The following is a 19,215-nucleotide window of genomic DNA, read 5'->3' on the forward strand; positions in this document are numbered from 1 at the left end:
AATGGAAAGCCGCATGGGTGAACCCGTTGACATGCCGTGTTGCGATGAGCGGCAACCGCCTTCATCTCGGGCCGACCATCCACCGGCAATTCCAAGCAAAAGGTGAATCCGCTTTGTTAAACATGGATAGGCAAAGGAAAGGCTTTGCTGTGGTTACTAATGAACTGAGAAACTTGGTAAAGGCAGCATGAACATTGAGGGAATCGTCATGTCTGATCTGGCTGCTGGCTTGGTGCGTGGCGATGATGGTTTGACGCGCTGCGCTTGGGGCGGCTCGACACCCGACTACATCCCCTACCATGACAAGGAGTGGGGACGACCGATGGCGGATGACCACCGCCTGTTCGAGAAGATCTGTCTGGAAGGGTTTCAGTCCGGCCTGTCCTGGCTGACGATCCTGCGCAAACGCGAGAATTTTCGCGCCGCCTTTGCAGGCTTCGATTTCTCGGTCGTGGCAGGGTTCGGGGAAGCCGATGTCGAGCGCCTCGTTGCCGATGCCGGCATCATCCGCCATCGCGGCAAGATCACCTCGACCATCAACAATGCCAAGCGGGCGGTCGAGATGAAGGCGGAGTTCGGCTCGCTTGCCGCCTATTTCTGGGGCTTTGAGCCACCGGCAGATGAGCGGCCGAAGATTGTGGACTGGGAAACGATACGCGCGAACCCGACGACGCCAGCGTCCATCCGGCTGTCAAAGGACTTGAAAAAGCGCGGCTGGACCTTTGTGGGACCAACCACGGTTTATGCCTTCATGCAGGCGATGGGGCTGGTCAACGATCACATCGAAGGCTGCGCCTGCCGCGCAGACATCGAAAAAAAGCGCGCCGGCTTCAAGCGCCCGGTCGCCTGAGCGTCACTGGCAGGTCATCGATGAGCCGACCGTCCGGCATTTTGAGCCGTCGCGATTGTAGACGGTGTCGCCAAGACGCCGTGTCGAGTTCGGGTTCGTTGGATAAAGCGCATTGTCGGGGCTCTTGGCGCGCCTTTGCGGGTTGGTATAGCGCTGGTTGCCGAGCGGACTGTTGCGCGTCTGGCTGTTGAGCGAAGGCGTGGTGGGCGACCGCTGGCCAGAGCGGCCATCGGCACAAAAATAGCTCGACCCGATCGCGCGGCAGTTCTGCGCCAGCGCCGGTGCGGCCGGAAGCGCGATCAGCGCGGCAAGAGCAAGAATGGGAACGCGGATCACGATCGACCTCCCTGTTGCGTTTTCAACTATATAGGAACGCGAGGCGCCGTCTGAAACGATCTGGCGAGCCAAAAGCACGCCGCAGGGCGTCCTTTGCTTGAAGCGACGGGCTCCATCCGGTAGAGCGCCGGTAACAAGTCATTCCTGGCTTTCCTAACGATCTCTGGACTTCTTCCATGGCCGACAAGAACGAAAAGATGAAAGCGCGGCTCGCGCGCGGCTTTGGCGACCGCTCGGCCGACGACATCCGCGCGACCGAGCGCATGATCGAGAAGATCAAGGCTGTTTACGACCTCTACGGCTTCGAGCCCGTCGAGCAGCCGCTGATTGAATATACGGACGCGCTCGGCAAGTTCCTGCCGGATCTCGACCGCCCCAACGAAGGCGTTTTCTCCTTTCAGGACGATGACGAGCAGTGGCTGTCGCTGCGCTACGATCTGACCGCGCCGCTAGCCCGCTATGTCGCCGAGAACTTCGAGCGCCTGCCCAAGCCCTTCCGTTCCTATCGAGCCGGCTGGGTGTTCCGCAATGAGAAGCCGGGCCCCGGCCGCTTCCGCCAGTTCATGCAGTTCGACGCCGATACGGTCGGCACGCCGGGCGTCGCGGCTGATGCCGAAATGACCATGATGATGGCCGATGTCATGGAAGCGCTCGGCATCAAGCGCGGCGACTACGTCATCCGCGTCAACAACCGCAAGGTGCTGGACGGCGTGCTGGAAGCGATCGGTCTCGGCGGCGAGGACAATGCCGGCCGCCGTTTGACCGTGCTGCGCGCCATCGACAAGCTCGACAAGTTCGGGCCGGAAGGCGTGAAGCTGCTGCTCGGCAAGGGCCGTTGGGACGGCGGTGTTGAAGGCGAGGGCGATTTTACCAAGGGCGCCGAACTGGATGATGCGGCGATCGCCAAGGTGCTCGCTTATGTTGAAACCGGCGAGATCGAGGACAATCAGGGCGTTCTCGAACTGCGCGAGATCGAAGAGCTCGTCCGCGCCGCTGGCTACGGCGAAGACCGCATCAAGATCGACCCCTCTGTCGTCCGCGGCCTCGAATACTACACCGGTCCCGTCTACGAGGCCGAGCTTCTCGCCGAAATCCCGAACGAAGACGGCAAGATAGTGCGTTTCGGCTCGGTTGGCGGTGGTGGTCGCTATGATGGTCTCGTCTCGCGCTTCCGCGGCGAACCGGTGCCGGCCACCGGATTCTCCATTGGCGTTTCGCGCCTGATGACGGCGCTGAAGAACCTCGGCAAGCTAGATACGGCCGATGTGATGGCGCCCGTCGTCGTGCTGGTCATGGACCGCGATACGGAAAGCCTCGGCCGCTACCAGAAGATGGTGGGCGAGCTGCGCCAGGCTGGCATCCGCGCCGAAATGTATCTCGGCGGCGCTGGCATGAAGGCGCAGATGAAATATGCCGATCGTCGCGGCGCACCCTGCGTGGTGATCCAGGGCGGCGACGAGCGTGCGAACGGTGAAGTACAGATCAAGGACTTGATCGAAGGCGCGCGGCTATCGGCGGAGATCACCGACAATGAAGCCTGGCGCGAAGGCCGCCCGGCGCAGGTATCGGTGCCGGAGGCCGATTTGGTTGCGAAGATCCAGGGCATCCTCGCCGCACAGGCGCAAGAGCGGCAGGCGTGACACTCGCTGAAACCATCCTGGCGCGCTTTGCGGCGGAAGGTATCGCACTTGCCGAAGTGCCGATCCTGCAGCCGGCCGATCCGTTCCTGGACATGGCCGGCGAGGACCTGCGCCGGCGTATCTTTCTGACGCAGAGCGAAACCGGCGAAAGCCTGTGCTTGCGGCCCGAATTTACTATTCCCGTGTGCCGCGACCACATCGCGCGCCAAGCCGGAACGCCGCGCCGCTATGCCTATCTCGGCGAGGTTTTCCGCCAGCACAGGGCGGGGGGAACTCAGTTTCTGCAGGCTGGCATCGAGGATCTCGGCGAAACGGACACGTCAACCGCCGACGCCCGCTCCGTCGCCGATGCGTGCCGGTTGCTCAACGAGGCGCTGCCGGGTGCCGCGCTGACGGTGACACTCGGCGATCAGGCGATCTTCGAGGCCGTGCTGGCAGCGCTCGGTCTGCCGCGTGGCTGGCAAATGCGCCTGGCCCGCGCCTTCGGTGCTGCCGATATGCTGGAGGCAGCGCTTGCCGACCTCGCCAATCCCCCGAAGAAGCGCAATTTGGGCCAGCCGATTTCGCGCCTCGTCGCCGCTCGTGATCGCGCTGCTGTCGCCGGCTATCTCGAAAAGCAGATGGAGCTCGCTGGCATTTCGCCCTCAGCCGGGCGTACGCCGGATGACATTGCGCGCCGCCTGATCGAGAAAGCGGAACTCGGCGCCGTGCGGATCGCCGACGATGCCTTCGAAGCGCTGAAGCGCTTTCTAGCGATCCGCGAACCTCTGGCCCAAGCTGGCGAAACGCTGCGGCGCTTTGCCGACGACTGCGACCTCTTCCTGGATGCCGCTCTGGAACAGTTCAAGCAGCGCGCCGACGCCTTGGCTGCACAGCAATTGCAAGGCACGAGCTTCACCTATGACGCCGCCTTCGGTCGTCCGCTGGATTATTACACCGGCCTCGTTTTCGAGATCAGCGCGCCGGGCGATCCCCGGCCTCTGGTGGGCGGCGGCCGCTATGATCGCCTTTTGACCATGCTGGGTGCGGAACACGCCATTCCGGGCGTCGGCTTTTCCATCTGGCTCGACCGCATCGAAGGAGCGCGCAAGCCATGACGCTGACGCTTGCTCTCCCCTCGAAAGGCCGCCTCAAGGAACAGGCCATCGCCCGCTTTGCCGAAGCCGGCCTCCATGTGCAACTGCCAACCGACCCGCGCTCCTACCGCGGCCGCATCGACGGCGCGCTGTCGCTCGACGTGCTGTTCCTCTCCGCTTCCGAAATCGCTCAGGAGCTAGGGCAGGGTGCTGTCGATCTTGGCGTGACCGGCGAAGATCTCGTGCGCGAAAACCTCGCGAACTGGGATGCGCATGTGTCCATCGAAGCGCGGCTCGGCTTTGGCACAGCAGACGTGGTCGTCGCCGTGCCTGATGTCTGGATGGATGTCGAAACCATGGCCGACCTCGATGATGTCGCCGCCGACTTCCGCCAGCGCCACGGCCGCCGCCTGCGCATCGCCACCAAATACTGGCGCCTGACGCAGCAGTTCTTCTCGTTGAAGCACGGCATCCAGGTCTACCGCATCGTGGAAAGCCTCGGCGCCACGGAAGGCGCCCCGGCGGCCGGCTTGGCCGATGTCATCGTCGACATCACCTCCAGCGGCTCGACATTGACGGCCAATCATCTGCGCGTCCTGAGCGACGGCGTGATCCTGCGCTCGCAAGCATGTTTGGTTGCATCCAAGCGCGAGCGCACAGCCCAAGATGCAGGCGCTTTGTCTCAACTGAGCGCACTGTTCGCGGTGTCTTGATAGGTTAGTTGTCAGACACGATCGTAGAGCATATATTTCTGGAGTGGAGACCGGGCGCTAACCCGATCTCCGTTGCTTTAGAAGATCAGTCGGACCCGGACATCGAGTAGCCAGCTCGTCCGGGTCTTTCTGATTCTAAGGCTGACGTTCAGTGGTATGAACCACATGGCGTCACCTCCAGTTCGAGAACAAAGCCGTTGCCTCGGCCGGGGTGGCTCATCCTCCCCGGTGCGCTGCTGGCATCAGCGCGTTCTGCTTTTGTCTCGACATCATCCTTGTAGCATCAACCGGCTGTCTTCATGCAAGCCCAGTCCGAGCCAGGCACAAAAAAGCCCGGCGCGATGGCCGGGCTTGGTCGTCATAAAAAAGCTTAGACTATGCAGGGAAGCGGCCGTTTAACGACGCGCATCCACCGAGATCGGACCGGCGCCGTAGCCAGCGAGCACGAAGAAGCCGCCGGCGATCGCAAGGTTCTTCTGGAAATTGATCAGCTGCATCATGTCGGACCAGTTCATATGCGCGACAAAGGCGGTGGCGATGGTGAAGATGGCCAAGGCAAAGGCAGCTTCGCGCGTGCGGAAGCCGATCAGGATGGCCAGACCGCCAAGCAGTTCAAGCAGGCCGACAAGCACGGCCACGACCATCGGAGCAGGAATGCCCATGCCGCCGAAATAGCCGGCGGTGCCGCCGAGCGCGGTCAGCTTGCTGAAGCCGGAAAGAATGAAGATGATCGACAGCAGGATGCGGCCGATAAGCACTACGATGGACATGAAAGCCTCGCTGGGAAAGAACTGCACCCTATTTGGAGCAAATCCTCTCCCAGCGGGAGACAGCAAACGCGCGACGCATTGTTCAACGAGAGAGAACGTGCGTCGCGAAGGTGTTCACAGTAGAGGCGGCTGGATCAGCCCGGCTGCGTCATCGCTTCCGGTTTCACCAGAGCATCATACTCTTCATCGGTGACTTCGCCGCTGCCCACGGCTTCTTCGCGCAACGTCGTGCCGTTCTTATGCGCGGTCTTGGCGATCTTGGCAGCCGCATCATAGCCGATCTTCGGCGCAAGCGCGGTAACCAGCATCAGCGAGCGTTGCATCAAGTCGTCGATGCGGCGCTCATCGGCCTCGATGCCGTCAACGCAGTTGTCCGCAAACGAGCGCATGGCATCCGCCAGGATGCGGATCGACTGCAACACGTTCAGCGCAATCACGGGCTTGAAGACGTTGAGCTCGAAATGGCCTTGGCTGGCGGCGAAGGCAACGGCTGTCTGGTTGCCCATCACCTGCGCGGCAACCATCGTCAGGGCTTCGGCCTGGGTGGGATTGACCTTGCCCGGCATGATCGAGGAGCCCGGCTCGTTTTCCGGCAGCTTCAACTCGCCGAGGCCCGAGCGGGGACCGGAGCCCAGGAAGCGGATGTCGTTGCCGATCTTGAACAGGTCGGCGGCCAGCGCCGTCAGCGAGCCATGCAGGTCGGTCAGCGCGCCATGCGAGGCCAGCGCTTCGAACTTGTTGGCAGCAGTTCGGAAGGGCAGGGAGGTGATGGTCGAAACGCGCTCGGCAAACGCCGTATCAAAACCGACCGGTGCGTTGAGGCCCGTGCCGACCGCCGTGCCGCCCTGCGCCAGCGCATACACGTCTTCCAGGCTGTCTGCGATGCGCTTCTCTCCGAGCTCAAGCGCCACGAGATAGCCGGAAAACTCCTGGCCAAGCGTCAGCGGCGTCGCATCCTGTGTGTGCGTACGGCCGATCTTGACGATCTTGTCGAAGGCATCGACCTTCTTCTCGATCGCGGTTTGCAGATGCTCAAGAGCCGGTAGGAGGCGTTCATGCACTTCCAGCACGGCGGCGATGTGCATGGCCGTCGGGAAGGTGTCGTTCGACGACTGGCTCATATTGACGTGGTCGTTAGGGTGAACAGGCTTCTTGGAGCCCATCGTACCACCCAGGATCTCGATGGCGCGGTTCGAGATCACCTCATTGGCATTCATGTTCGACTGCGTGCCCGAACCGGTCTGCCAGACCACTAGCGGAAAATGATCGTCGAGAGCGCCCGAAATGACCTCGTCGGCCGCTGAAACGATGGTGCTGCCGATGTCCTTGTCGAGCTTGCCGAGATCCATGTTCACTTCAGCTGCCGCACGCTTCACCATGCCGAGTGCATGAACCAGCGGAAGCGGCATGCGCTCGCCGCCGATCTTGAAGTTCTCCAGGGAGCGCTGGGTTTGCGCACCCCAATACTTGTCGGATGGGACGTCGATGGGCCCGAATGTATCACTTTCACGGCGGATGTCGGCCATGGTCTGATCTCCTGTTCGCGCGTGTGGCTAGCACAACAAGGTGCGCGCTGCCATCAGCTGCTTGTGGTCCAAATCGATTGAGTGAAGAAGAAGCTGTGAACGCAGACAGATCAGGCACGTCAGCAACGAAAAAAGCCGGCCACTGAGGTGACCGGCTTTCTTTAGTCGATGAAGGTAAGCTTACTTGTCCAGCTTGTCGGCGAGATCGCTCTTGGCGTCGCCGTAGCCCTTCTGGACCTTGCCTTCAGCCTTGTCCAACTTGCCTTCGGCCTGGAGGTCGGCGTTGTTCGTGGCGCCACCGACGGCGTCCTTCACGGCGCCCTTGACCTGCTTGCCGAGACCTGCTGCCTGATCGCTATTAGCCATGATAACTCTCCTTGTTGCGGATCGATGAGATAGAAACGCAACCTCTCGTAAAACGTTCCGAGATTCATCCGGGCTGATGCCAAGGCAAAAAGAAAGGGCGGCATCGCTGCCGCCCCTTCGGGTAGTCGGTAAGGCTGGATCCCCAGGACAAGCCCGAGAACAGGCTTAGAAGTCCATACCGCCCATGCCGCCCATGCCGCCGCCGCCTGGCATTGCAGGCATGCCGGAGTCCTTCTTCGGAGCTTCCGCGATCATGGCTTCCGTCGTGATCAGCAGACCGGCAACCGAAGCTGCATCCTGAAGAGCCGTACGAACGACCTTGACCGGATCGACGATGCCGAGCTGGATCAGATCGCCATACTCGTCGGTTGCAGCGTTGTAGCCGAAGGTCGGCGTGTTGTCGTCCATGATGCGGCCGGCAACGATCGATGCTTCAGCACCGGCGTTGGAAGCGATCTGGCGAACCGGAGCCTGAAGAGCGCGACGCACGATGGCGATGCCGGCAGCCTGGTCGGAGTTGATGCCTTCCGAGGTGATCGACTTCGTTGCGCGCAGCAGCGCGGTGCCGCCGCCAGGAACGATGCCTTCTTCAACCGCAGCGCGGGTTGCGTTCAGGGCGTCGTCGACGCGGTCCTTCTTTTCCTTGACTTCGACTTCCGTCGCACCGCCGACGCGGATAACGGCAACGCCGCCTGCGAGCTTGGCGAGACGCTCCTGGAGCTTCTCCTTGTCGTAGTCCGACGTGGTTTCTTCGATCTGCTGCTTGATCTGGGCAACGCGGCCCTGGATCTCCGGCTTCTGACCGGCGCCGTCGACGATCGTGGTGTTTTCCTTGGTGATCGACACCTTCTTGGCGCGGCCGAGCATGTTGAGGCCAACATTCTCAAGCTTGATGCCCAGATCTTCGGAAATCACCTGGCCACCGGTCAGGATCGCGATGTCTTCCAGCATGGCCTTGCGGCGATCGCCGAAGCCCGGAGCCTTGACGGCAGCGATCTTCAAACCGCCACGCAGCTTGTTGACGACGAGCGTGGCCAAAGCCTCACCCTCAACGTCTTCCGAAATGATGACCAGCGGCTTCGACGACTGAACAACAGCCTCGAGAACCGGCAGCATCGCCTGCAGGTTGGAGAGCTTCTTCTCGTGCAGAAGAATGTAAGCGTCTTCCAGCTCGGCAACCATCTTGTCCGGGTTGGTGACGAAGTATGGGCTGAGATAGCCGCGGTCGAACTGCATGCCTTCGACGACTTCGAGTTCGGTCTCTGCGGTCTTGGCTTCCTCGACGGTGATGACACCCTCGTTGCCGACCTTCTGCATCGCTTCCGCGATCATCTGGCCGATTTCCTTCTCACCGTTAGCCGAGATGGTGCCGACCTGGGCCACTTCTTCCGAAGTGTTGATCTTCTTGGCAACCTTGCCGAGTTCAGCCACGACTTCCGAAACAGCGAGGTCGATGCCGCGCTTCAGGTCCATCGGGTTCATGCCGGCGGCAACAGCCTTGGCGCCTTCCTGAACGATCGCCTGGGCGAGAACGGTCGCGGTGGTCGTGCCGTCACCAGCCTTGTCGTTGGTCTTCGAGGCCACTTCGCGCACCATCTGGGCGCCCATGTTCTCGAACTTGTCTTCCAGCTCGATCTCCTTGGCGACGGTGACGCCGTCCTTGGTGATGCGCGGGGCGCCGAACGACTTGTCAATCACGACGTTGCGGCCTTTGGGACCGAGCGTGACCTTGACGGCGTTCGCGAGAATATCGACGCCGCGCAGCATACGCTCGCGGGCATCACGGGAGAATTTTACGTCTTTTGCAGCCATGTGCTTGCTCCTGGGCCTTGGGCCCGAATGTCAGGTTGCGATTGAGCGAAAAAGGCTGATCAGCCGATGATGCCCATGATGTCGGATTCCTTCATGATCAGAAGGTCTTCGCCATTGAGCTTCACTTCGGTGCCGGACCACTTGCCGAACAGGACGCGGTCGCCTGCCTTGACGTCGAGGGCAACGACCTTGCCGCTCTCATCGCGCGCGCCGGAACCAACGGCGATCACTTCGCCTTCCTGCGGCTTTTCCTTGGCGGTGTCCGGGATGATGATCCCGCCGGCGGACTTTTCCTCGGACTCGACCCGACGAACGACCACGCGGTCATGAAGCGGGCGGAAATTGCTGGCCATATCCAATACTTCCTCGGTTGGATGATGTCGGTAGGTTCGTATGAACCGGTTAGCACTCAATGAGGGAGAGTGCTAACGCGACGCCGAGATAAGTGAAGGAAGATTTCGTGTCAAGGTCGGCTATGGCTGCGGGGCTAGGGAAAGTACTCACCGCCGGCCGCGAAAGGCCGCGCTCCTTAGCTGGGTGTTCTTACGCGGATGCGCAAGGCGAATGACACGCCTGGCGCAGGTTCGTTCAAATTTTAGTTAATGGTGGGGCATGAGATCAGCTGACAATACGCAGGTTGGAGAGCTCGTCCGCAATGCTTTTGAAATCATCAGCCAAGGTGGCGCCCGTTGAGTTCCAAAACAGTTTGGCCGCTTTGCCCGAGCTATCTTTGCGGAAGCGGGAATCGGATGCGCAAGCAGAGAGCGCTTCAATCTGGGCTTTTTCGCCAGTATCTTTCAAATTCAAATCAAGGGCGACCGTCATCACCACAACGCCCGCAGCCTTAGCATTGCTGCATAGGGCACTGAATTGCTGGTTCATCGCCTTGGCATAGTTGTCATTGGTGTGAGTGGACTTCGAAACCGAAGTGTTCATGAATATGCGTGGCGTTGTCGTGGTGTTGTACCCTAGACCTGCATAACCCAAGCTAGAATACGTGGATTTCAATCCCGCATTATCATTGTTCCTAAGTGAACTCGGTGTGTAGTAGGTATTTTCACCGTCGGTGAGAACGATGACGACTTTATCGTTACCGCGTTCGGTTTCGGAACGGCCCCCGATGAAAGGTGCCTGAGAGGAAAGAACCCGCCAGCCCCAAGCCATTCCTTCCGGCACGTTCGTCGCACCGAGTGAAATCATTCCGTTGATCGCGGATTTAACCCGTGTCACGCCGGTAGAATTGCTAATATCTGTCAGGGGCAAGATGGCCGTGGTGGTACAACTGGCGTTGGGGCCTTCATGGGCTTCCGGCATCGAGGCTGTCTGGGGTGCAATGGCGAAATACTTCGGCATGTTCTTCTGGCGCTTAAGCTGTGTTGCAGTGCCGCTATCTGTCGATTGCGAGCTGTCATCCCACCAGTTGTTGTTCGAACCGAACGTGGCAACGAACCATTGTCCTCGGCTGTTCTGCTGCTCGGTCCAAATGTTGCCGACTTCGTCAGGGCCGAACATAGGAACGAACATTGTTGCCGGGGTGCTCTTTGAAGCGACGGCATCGGTCACGTTATACGGGTACGGGCGGCTTTCCACGCATCCTTCCCAGCTGATCGGATTAGCGTAGGTATAGGTGGGCTTGTTGTTAACGGTCTTCGAGGACGCGATCCGCTGCATGGTGTCGTAGAGCGTAAAACGCGTTAGAACCTTGTCTTTGAGAACTCCCCAATCTTTCCCGCGAGCCCACTTCATACCGTTGAGGTCTTCGACATACTGGTTGGGGGATGTCTTCGAAGTGCCGAACGACGACCAGTCAAAATTCTCGTGATGGACGGGAGAAACACCGGTTGTATCCATCCATGCTTCGACGCGATTGGCAGGCCCAACATTGACGGACGCTGAGAACGGCACCAGTCCAATCTGAACCGGCTTGTCCACCTGCTTCATCTTTGCGCTTTCAGCTGCCATCGTATCAACCAGCTGTTTCGCAGCATCTTTGAGCACCACCATGCGCTTCTTTCCGGAGCCGCTGCCGATGTAGTCCATCGACCCCGAATTATCGAGCACCAGCGCCACTTCGATCGTGTTCTTCAGCTTGACCTCAGTCGCAGCTGCAAACGACAACGCGCTTGCCTGCTTGCCCATCAGCGATTGGAACGTTCCGAAGAACACGGGATCGTAGCTCAGGCTAGCCGACATCTTGAGCGTCCCGGTTTTGACGTTTTCTTTCGGCAGAATAACTGTCAGCTTCGCCCGGTCGGGATTGATGTTGCCTAAATTGGCATTGAAGAATTTGCCCGCATAATCCCTCACGTCAGTGTCCGAAGCGCCTTCGAGAATGCGCTGGGCCGTCGCGATACCGGCCGCGTCCAGCGCGTTCAGCGTCATTTGCCGCTCCCGGCTCATTTCGCTGTAGTCCACGGCTAGTGCCACGGCGCCGAACAGCGGGACGGCGGCGATGATGGTCATCAGCGCGTAGTTGCCGCGCGTGTCCTGCAGGAAGTCACTGATCAGGGAGGAAAAGGATTGTCGCGTCATGGGCGCGTCATGGCACGACAGCTCCTAAGATGCTGTTCGGCCGATCGTTTCATTTTTAAGCGTCTCGCGAAGGGTAGGTCGATTGCCTCGTGCCACGCGAACAGGGTGACAGGTGCGCAGCCTTGGGCTAAGCGAACGGCGCGCCTTTTATCCATGCTTGCAGGACAGTCCATGACATCAGCGCCGAAGATGATCGCCTCGCTCGATCAGGTCTCGGACGGCTACGCCGCCATTTTGTGTGATGTGTGGGGTGTGCTGCACAACGGCGTCGACAGCTTCAAGGAGGCAAGCGAGGCGCTGACGGCCGCCCGCGCTCGGGGCCTGGCTGTGGTGCTCATCACCAATGCGCCGCGCCCTTATGCCGATGTGGAAGCGCAGATCCGCGGGCTTGGCGTGCCTGCCGAAGCCTATGACCGCATCGTCACATCAGGCGATGTCACGCGCGAGCTGATCCGCAACGGCCCGCGCCGCATCTACCATATCGGCACCGAACGCGAGTTGACCCTCTACGAAGGGCTCGATGTCGAGCTGGTTGAAGAATTCGAGGCGTCCGGCATCTGCTGCACCGGCCTGTTCGACGACCGATCGGAAACGCCGGAAGACTACGCCGAACAGCTGCGCCGTCTGCGGTCGCGCGATCTGCCGATGATCTGCGCCAATCCCGACATTGTGGTCGAGCGCGGCCATGAGCTGGCGTGGTGCGCCGGCGCTCTTGCACGCGATTACGGCTTGCTTGGCGGCCGCACGCTGATCGCCGGCAAGCCGCATCGTCCGATCTATCAGGCAGCCTTCGCCGCCGCGTCCGAGGTGCTCGGACGTGAGATCGGCGCGTCCGATTGCCTTGCGATCGGCGATGGCATGCTGACCGATGTGAAGGGCGCGGTCGATAATGGCGTGGATGTGCTCTACGTCTCGGCCGGCATCCACGCCCGCGAATACGGACCGTCCCATGCGCCGGATGTCGCCATGCTCGGCAGCTTCCTTGCCAAGCACAGCGCCGATCCCGTCGGCGTCATCCCGATGCTGCGATAGAAATGACCATCCTCCGCATTGCTTCACCGTCCGAACTGCCGGCGCATTTGCGCGGCGGCGTGGTTGCCATCGGCAATTTTGACGGTGTGCATCGCGGCCATTGCAGCGTGCTCGAGCGCGCCCTGGAGATCGCGCGTGAATCCGGCGTTCCGGCGCTGGTTCTCACCTTCGAGCCGCATCCGCGCTCCGTTTTTCGCCCCGACAGTCCGGTCTTCCGGCTGACGCCTGCGCCGCTTCGCGCCCGCCTTCTAGACGCGCTCGGCTTCGATGCCGTGATCGAGCAGCCGTTCAACCGCGGCTTTGCATCGACCTCGGCGGAGGACTTCGTTCATTCCATCCTGCGGGATGCCTTGGACATCCGCCACGTCGTCACCGGTGTCGACTTTCATTTTGGCAAGGAGCGCCGTGGCGGCCCGGCCTTCCTGATGGCGGAAGGGGAGCGGCTCGGCTTCGGGGTCACGCTGGTGGATGCGTTCCGTGATGAAAACGCCGAAGTGATTTCCTCCAGCCGCATCCGCTCGCTCTTAAGCGCGGGCGATGTGGCGCAAGCGGCCGGCCTGCTGGGCTATCGCTTCACGGTTGAAGCGGAGGTCGGCCACGGCAAGAAGCTCGGGCGCACGCTCGGCTATCCCACGGCCAATATGCGGCTGCCGCCCGAAACCGATCTCGCGCTCGGTATCTATGCCGTGCGTTACCGCCGGCCCGACGGCAGCCTGCATGACGGCGTTGCCAGCTTCGGCCGCCGCCCGACGGTGGACGCGGATGGTGCGCCGCTGCTCGAAACCTTCCTGTTCGATTTCAGCGGCAATCTCTACGGCGAAGTCTCTTCCGTCTCGTTTTTCGGCTTCCTGCGCGGTGAAGAAAAGTTCGACGATCTTGACGCTCTGGTGATCCAGATGAAGCAGGATGAGGCGGAAGCGAGGGCGTTGCTTTCGCGCATCACTCCGCTGAGTGATTTGGATCGCGCCTTGTCATTCGGCTCCTGATTAGGCAGATCGAAACCATAGCCGCCTCAATCCTCGACCATGAGGCCTCAATGGCAGGCGGCAAGGAGTAGGTCATGCGTTACGGTTTGATGGGTTCGACGGCTGCAATTCTGTTGGCGGTCACCGCCTATGCGCAGGCTGCCGATCAGCTGGAAGCCCCGGTTGAAACCTCCACCAGCTTCTTCGGCGGCGAATGGAGCCTGACCATCGGCGCGGCCGCTCTGGCCATTCCGGAATTCGAGGGTTCGAAGGACTATCGCTTCTTTGCGCAGCCGCTGGTTTCCTTTGGCCGCAAGGGCACCGAGCAGCGCTTCACCTCGCGCAACGACAACATTTCGATTGCCATCATCGACACCGGCAACTTCCGCGCTGGTCCGACCGGCAAGCTGGTGTTCGGCCGCGACAGCGATGATTATGACGATATCGAGGGCCTGAGCGATGTCGATTTCGGCGTCGAAGTCGGTGGCTTCGCCGAGTTCTACCCGACCGAGTGGATCCGCTTCCGCGGCGAAGTGCGCCAGGCGATCGGCGCACATGAAGGTCTGGTTGCTGACGGCGCGATCGACGCCTTCGCCTATCTGACGCCGGCACTGCGCATCTCGGGTGGCCCGCGCATCACCTATGGCAACGAGAAGTATTTTGATGCCTATTATGGCGTCGACTTCTCTGAAGCTGCCGTCAGCGGCCTGTCGCCCTATTCGCCGGATGAGGGCGTCGCGTCCTACGGCGTCGGCGGCGCGCTGACCTGGAAGACCACCGACCGGATCGAAACCAGCCTGTTCGGCGAGTATCGCCGTTTGGCCGGCCCGGCTGAAGATTCCAGCATCGTGCAGGAACGCGGCGACAAGAACCAGTTCACGGTCGGCGTTTCGGCAACCTACCGCTTCGACTTCGCACTCTAAGCGGAGGGAACACCGCGTTTCAGGGCGAGCCCGAGAGCAATCGTGGCCCAGCCCTGGAACACGAGGTCGATCGCCAGGAACATGCCGAGCACCCACAGGCTGTTCACGGGCCAGCCGAGTGCGATCACAAGACCCGCGAGCAGGGTGACCAGGCCGGAAAGCACCATCCAGCCCCAGTTGTGGGCTGGTCGCGACTGAAAGCCGACGCCGATCCGCGCCACCCCGCTCGCAACAAGGGCGGCCGCGAGGAACAGGGTGAGGAAGGCCGAGGCCATGAGCGGATTGATCAGCGCCGCAAAGCCGGCCAGCGCATAGAGCACTCCGCCCAGCACCCACCAGAAGAAGCTCGACCAGCTTTTCACCGAAAACGCCTGTGCGATCTGGATCGCAGCGGCAATCAGCATGAGCAAGCCAACCGTATAAACGGACGCGACGGTCGCGACCAGCGTGTTCAAGAAGGCCATGGTGCCCAGCAGGATCAGCGCAACGCCCAGAGCCACAAACCAGCCCCAGCGGTGACGCAGCTCAGCCACGGACAAGCGCGTGCGTGGGTCGAGACCAGAGCGCGTTGTGTTCGGCGTGAAGGTGGTCGGCATAAGCAACATCCCCGGTAAAGCCGCTCAATCCATCGCTGGTGGATTGGTTCCGATCGCGCTAGCCGGGCGATGCCGCTGCATCTGCTCAAACTTCCCGCTTTATTCCGGCCGCAGCCTTGGCTAAGAACGCGCTCATGCCAGCGCATCTGCCCCTGATCGCTCCTGCGATACGAATTATTGGCCCGGCCTTCCGGGCGGCCTGAGGCCACCGGAAGCTCCGGGATATCTGCGCGGCCTCGTTCGCGCTCTTTCTGTTAGCCTGATCCTTCGACGCCGGCCTTTCAGTGCCCGCCCTTCAGATGGCCTTCTTCTTATGTCCGACACGCCTGAAACCCTCGATTACTCCAAGACCCTTTATCTGCCGCAGACGGATTTCCCGATGCGCGCCGGCCTGCCGGACAAGGAGCCGCAGATCGTGGCGCGCTGGCAGGAAATGGACCTCTACGCCAAGCTCCGCGAAAGTGGCGCCGGCCGGCCAAAATATGTCCTGCATGACGGCCCGCCCTATGCCAACGGCAACATCCATATCGGCCATGCGCTCAACAAGATCCTGAAGGACGTCATCACGCGCTCCTTCCAGATGCGCGGTTTTGACTCCAACTACGTTCCAGGCTGGGACTGCCACGGCCTGCCGATCGAGTGGAAGATCGAGGAACAGTATCGCGCCAAAGGTCTCGACAAGGATCAGGTCGATATCAACGAGTTCCGCAAGGAGTGCCGCGAATTTGCCGCCGGATGGATCGGGGTGCAGGGTGCCGAGTTCCAGCGCCTGGGTGTGATCGGCGACTTCAAGAACCCCTACACCACCATGAACTTCCACGCCGAAGCGCGCATCGCCGGCGAGCTGCTGAAGTTCGCGATGTCCGACCAGCTTTACCGCGGTTCAAAGCCGGTGATGTGGTCAGTGGTGGAGCGCACGGCGCTGGCGGAAGCCGAGGTCGAGTATCACGACTACGAGTCGGACACGATCTGGGTGAAGTTCCCAGTGCGATCCGTCGCCAACAGCGCATCGGCGAATGCGTTGGCTGCCACCGGCGTGGGCGAGGGGACCGATCTCGACGGCGCGAGCGTGGTTATCTGGACGACGACGCCGTGGACGATTCCCGGCAACCGCGCGGTCGCCTATTCCGACCGCGTTGAATACGGCCTGTATGAAGTCGCATCCGTCGAGAACGATTTCGGCCCCCGTACTGGCGAGAAGCTGATCTTCGCCAAAAAGCTGGCCGAAGATGCCGCGACCAAGGCAAAGCTTGCACTGACTTTCATCCGCGATGTTCCAGCCTCGGAACTGACTGCGATTGAACTTGCACATCCGCTGAAAGGCTTGTCTTCAACCTCCCCCTTGAGGGGAGGTCGAACCCCACCCCTTACCCCTCCCCTCAAGGGGGAGGAGGGCGGAAGCGTCGAGCCTTACTCCTTTACCGTCCCGCTTCTTCTCGGCGACCACGTCACCGACGACGCTGGCACCGGCTTTGTGCACACCGCGCCCAGCCACGGCCGCGAGGATTTTGACGCCTGGATGGATGCAGCCCCATCGCTGCGCGCCCGTGGCATCGACACCACCATCCCCTTCACCGTCGATGACGCCGGCTACTTCACCAAGGACGCGCCTGGCTTCGGGCCGGATCGCGAGGGCGGTCCCGCGCGCGTCATCGATGACAACGGCAAGAAGGGCGACGCCAACAAGGTCGTCATCGAGGCCCTGATCGCTGCCAACGCGCTGTTTGCGCGCGGCCGTCTCAAGCACTCCTATCCGCATTCCTGGCGCTCTAAGAAGCCGGTGATCTTCCGCAACACGCCGCAATGGTTCGTCCATATGGACAAGGAACTGAACGGCTACGGTCTCACGTCTTCAACCTCCCCCTTGAGGGGAGGTCGAACCGAAGGTTCGGGTGGGGGGCATGACACGCTCGGCGCTTCATTACCCGCACCCCTAACCCCTGCCCTCAAGGGGGAGGGGAATCTTGCTGGTACGCCCGACACCCTCCGTTCCCGCGCACTCGCCGCCATCGACGCCACCCGTTTCGTCCCCGAACAGGGCCAGACGCGTTTGCGCGCCATGATCGCCGATCGTCCCGACTGGGTTCTGTCGCGCCAGCGCGCCTGGGGCGTGCCGATCTGCGTTTTCGCCGACGAGGATGGCAATGTGCTGAAGGATGAAGGCGTCAATGCCCGCATCCTCGAAGCCTTCGAGGCAGAGGGCGCCGATGCCTGGTTCGCGGAAGGTGCCCGCGAGCGCTTCCTCGGCTCCCGCGCCAATGAGCCGTGGACGATGGTCCGCGACATCCTGGATGTCTGGTTCGACTCTGGCTCGACGCACACTTTCACGCTGGAAGACCGTCCCGACCTAAAATGGCCGGCCGATGTCTATCTCGAGGGCTCGGACCAGCATCGCGGCTGGTTCCATTCCTCGCTGCTGGAAAGCTGCGCCACCCGGGGTCGCGCGCCATACAGCGCCGTTGTCACCCATGGCTTCACCATGGACGAGGACGGCCGCAAGATGTCGAAGTCGCTCGGCAACACAGTCGTTCCGCAGGATGTCATGAAGCAGTCCGGCGCCGATATCCTGCGCCTGTGGGTCATGACCACCGACTATTGGGAAGACCAGCGGCTCGGCAAGAACGTGCTGCAAACCAACATCGACGCTTACCGCAAGCTGCGCAACACCATCCGCTGGATGCTGGGCACGCTCGCCCATGACGAAGGCGAAGACGTCGAATTAGCCGACATGCCGGAACTGGAGCGGCTCATGCTGCACCGCTTGTCGGAACTCGATGAGCTGGTCCGCAAGGGCTATGACGAGTTCGAGTTCAAGCGGATCACTCGCGCGCTGATCGACTTCATGGTGGTGGAGCTGTCGGCCTTCTATTTCGACATCCGCAAGGATGCCCTCTATTGCGACGCGCCGTCGAGCACCCGCCGCAAGGCCTCGCTTGTTGTCGTGCGCCATCTCTTCAACTGCGCCGTGAAATGGTTGGCGCCCATGCTGCCCTTCACCACGGAAGAAGCCTGGCGTGACCGCAACCCGGATGCCATCTCGGTGCATCTCGAACAGTTCCCGGATCTCCCCGCCGAATGGCGCGACGATGCACTTGCCGCCAAGTGGCGCAAGGTCCGTCAGGTCCGCAAGGTCGTCACGGCAGCGCTCGAAATCGAGCGTGCCAAGAAGGCGATCGGCTCTTCGCTGGAAGCCGCTCCGATCGTCCACGTCACGGATGCCGATCTGTCGTCGGCGGTATCGGATGTGGACCTCGCCGAGATCGCCATCACCTCGGGCTTGACCCTGTCGAGCGAAGCGGCACCGGCCGGCGCGTTCACGCTGGACGATGTGGCCGGCGTCGCGGTGGTTCCGGCCTTGGCGTCCGGCACGAAATGCGCGCGCTCCTGGCGCTACACGGATGATGTCGGCACCGATGCCGATTATCCCGATGTATCGGCGCGCGATGCGGCGGCCTTGCGCGAGTTGAAGGCGCTCGGCCGGATCTGAGGTTTGGCTCACGGGTTGTGGAAACGGGGGAAGGGGAGCGTCGCGGGCGCGTTGCTCTCCGTTCCGCTTTCCTTTATGGCAACCATGCCTTGTTGTCGCCGAATTCCACCGCGATGCAGGGCGTTCATGCGGCTGGGGAGCCGCATCCGGCACTTGGTCGGGAGAACCGTCTCGTCGAGGTGGTTCTGGCTGGATGGTGATGAAGGGCGAAGCGACGATATGACAGGCTTCTCGGCAAGACGTGCTGCGATTGTAGCGCCGGTTCTTTTCGCCAGCGCTTTGGCTGCAGGCTGCATGTCCTCGCCCACTTACGGCACGGACAAGACGGCCAACGAGCAGCTCGTCGAGGATGTGTCGGGCATGTTCGCGCTGGGCATGGGTGAGAAAAAGGAACGGATCGACTACAAGCCGCGTCCTGATCTCGTGCGCCCGTCCTCCAAGAACCTGCCACCGCCGCAGGAAAGCGTCGCTTCCGCCGACAACACCGCTTGGCCGGAATCGCCCGAACAGCGCCGTGCGCGTATTCGCGCCGACGCGACCGCCAATCAGAATAACCCGAACTATCGCCCGGAAGTCGTGCCGGATGTCGAT

General features: G+C 61.4%; 18 protein-coding genes and 1 pseudogene. 11 read left to right on the forward strand and 8 right to left on the reverse strand.

Annotation, left to right across the window (positions count from 1 at the left end; genetic code table 11):
- Together RTX98_RS14235 and RTX98_RS14240 are read left to right on the forward strand one after the other, a co-directional pair.
- A partial coding sequence (locus tag RTX98_RS14235; RefSeq protein ID WP_312797402.1) for a hypothetical protein occupies window positions 1-191 on the forward strand: 191 nt, incomplete at its 5' end.
- Window positions 188-850 carry a DNA-3-methyladenine glycosylase I gene (locus tag RTX98_RS14240; protein ID WP_416223130.1) on the forward strand — a complete coding sequence of 221 codons (663 nt, stop codon included), beginning with the start codon at window positions 188-190 and terminating at the stop codon, window positions 848-850. The genes RTX98_RS14235 and RTX98_RS14240, both read left to right, overlap by 4 nt.
- 3 nt (window positions 851-853) lie before the next feature.
- On the opposite strand, the gene RTX98_RS14245 is transcribed toward RTX98_RS14240, so the two are convergent.
- A complete protein-coding gene (locus RTX98_RS14245; protein WP_312797404.1) occupies window positions 854-1,186 on the reverse strand; it encodes a hypothetical protein in 333 nt (110 codons plus the stop codon).
- A 176-nt stretch (window positions 1,187-1,362) separates the two neighbouring features.
- Here RTX98_RS14245 and hisS point away from each other — a divergent pair, with 176 nt between their 5' ends.
- From hisS to hisG, 3 genes are read left to right on the forward strand one after another with little or no spacing between them, the layout of a single operon-like run.
- A complete protein-coding gene (hisS, locus tag RTX98_RS14250; protein WP_312797406.1) occupies window positions 1,363-2,826 on the forward strand; it encodes a histidine--tRNA ligase in 1,464 nt (487 codons plus the stop codon).
- Window positions 2,823-3,923: an ATP phosphoribosyltransferase regulatory subunit gene (locus RTX98_RS14255; protein ID WP_312797408.1), complete on the forward strand. Its 1,101-nt coding sequence runs from the start codon at window positions 2,823-2,825 to the stop codon at window positions 3,921-3,923. The genes hisS and RTX98_RS14255 overlap by 4 nt, the downstream gene beginning before the upstream one ends.
- Window positions 3,920-4,615, forward strand: coding sequence for an ATP phosphoribosyltransferase (hisG, locus tag RTX98_RS14260; RefSeq protein WP_312797410.1), 696 nt, complete (start codon window positions 3,920-3,922; stop codon window positions 4,613-4,615). Before RTX98_RS14255 ends, hisG begins: the two co-directional genes overlap by 4 nt.
- 395 nt (window positions 4,616-5,010) lie before the next feature.
- On the opposite strand, the gene RTX98_RS14265 is transcribed toward hisG, so the two are convergent.
- The 6 genes from RTX98_RS14265 to RTX98_RS14290 form a co-directional block, all read right to left on the reverse strand.
- Window positions 5,011-5,385, reverse strand: coding sequence for a DoxX family protein (locus tag RTX98_RS14265; protein WP_312797411.1), 375 nt, complete (start codon window positions 5,383-5,385; stop codon window positions 5,011-5,013).
- Window positions 5,386-5,519: 134 nt separating this feature from the next.
- Window positions 5,520-6,911 carry a class II fumarate hydratase gene (gene fumC, locus RTX98_RS14270; protein WP_312797412.1) on the reverse strand — a complete coding sequence of 464 codons (1,392 nt, stop codon included), beginning with the start codon at window positions 6,909-6,911 and terminating at the stop codon, window positions 5,520-5,522.
- Between the two features lie 180 nt (window positions 6,912-7,091).
- Window positions 7,092-7,277 (reverse strand): CsbD family protein, encoded by a 186-nt coding sequence (locus RTX98_RS14275; protein ID WP_312797414.1) that lies wholly within the window; start codon window positions 7,275-7,277, stop codon window positions 7,092-7,094.
- A gap of 165 nt (window positions 7,278-7,442) precedes the next feature.
- Window positions 7,443-9,089, reverse strand: a complete 1,647-nt coding sequence (groL, locus tag RTX98_RS14280; protein WP_312797416.1) for a chaperonin GroEL — start codon at window positions 9,087-9,089, stop codon at window positions 7,443-7,445.
- 59 nt (window positions 9,090-9,148) lie between these two features.
- Complete coding sequence (gene groES, locus RTX98_RS14285; RefSeq protein ID WP_189503380.1) at window positions 9,149-9,442, reverse strand: co-chaperone GroES; 294 nt, start codon at window positions 9,440-9,442, stop codon at window positions 9,149-9,151.
- A gap of 265 nt (window positions 9,443-9,707) precedes the next feature.
- Window positions 9,708-11,621, reverse strand: a complete 1,914-nt coding sequence (locus RTX98_RS14290; protein ID WP_312797417.1) for a pilus assembly protein — start codon at window positions 11,619-11,621, stop codon at window positions 9,708-9,710.
- Between the two features lie 171 nt (window positions 11,622-11,792).
- Here RTX98_RS14290 and RTX98_RS14295 point away from each other — a divergent pair, with 171 nt between their 5' ends.
- From RTX98_RS14295 to RTX98_RS14305, 3 genes are all read left to right on the forward strand, one after another.
- Window positions 11,793-12,653 carry a TIGR01459 family HAD-type hydrolase gene (locus RTX98_RS14295; protein WP_312797419.1) on the forward strand — a complete coding sequence of 287 codons (861 nt, stop codon included), beginning with the start codon at window positions 11,793-11,795 and terminating at the stop codon, window positions 12,651-12,653.
- Window positions 12,654-12,655: 2 nt separating this feature from the next.
- Window positions 12,656-13,639 carry a bifunctional riboflavin kinase/FAD synthetase gene (locus RTX98_RS14300; protein WP_312797421.1) on the forward strand — a complete coding sequence of 328 codons (984 nt, stop codon included), beginning with the start codon at window positions 12,656-12,658 and terminating at the stop codon, window positions 13,637-13,639.
- 74 nt (window positions 13,640-13,713) lie between these two features.
- A complete protein-coding gene (locus RTX98_RS14305; RefSeq protein WP_312797423.1) occupies window positions 13,714-14,541 on the forward strand; it encodes a MipA/OmpV family protein in 828 nt (275 codons plus the stop codon).
- Here the strand turns inward: RTX98_RS14305 and RTX98_RS14310 are convergent.
- Complete coding sequence (locus RTX98_RS14310) at window positions 14,538-15,137, reverse strand: HdeD family acid-resistance protein (protein ID WP_312797425.1); 600 nt, start codon at window positions 15,135-15,137, stop codon at window positions 14,538-14,540. The two genes, RTX98_RS14305 and RTX98_RS14310, sit on opposite strands and share 4 nt — an antisense overlap.
- A gap of 313 nt (window positions 15,138-15,450) precedes the next feature.
- On the opposite strand from RTX98_RS14310, the gene ileS reads away from it, so the two are divergent.
- From ileS to RTX98_RS14325, 3 genes and pseudogenes are all read left to right on the forward strand, one after another.
- A complete protein-coding gene (gene ileS, locus RTX98_RS14315; RefSeq protein WP_312797427.1) occupies window positions 15,451-18,624 on the forward strand; it encodes an isoleucine--tRNA ligase in 3,174 nt (1,057 codons plus the stop codon).
- Window positions 18,625-18,641: 17 nt separating this feature from the next.
- Window positions 18,642-18,824, forward strand: coding sequence for a hypothetical protein (locus RTX98_RS14320; RefSeq protein WP_312797429.1), 183 nt, complete (start codon window positions 18,642-18,644; stop codon window positions 18,822-18,824).
- A 19-nt stretch (window positions 18,825-18,843) separates the two neighbouring features.
- A pseudogene (locus tag RTX98_RS14325) lies at window positions 18,844-19,215 on the forward strand (hypothetical protein); the annotation flags it as partial.

The organism is Tianweitania sp. (genome assembly GCF_032053605.1).
Lineage (GTDB): Bacteria > Pseudomonadota > Alphaproteobacteria > Rhizobiales > Rhizobiaceae > Tianweitania.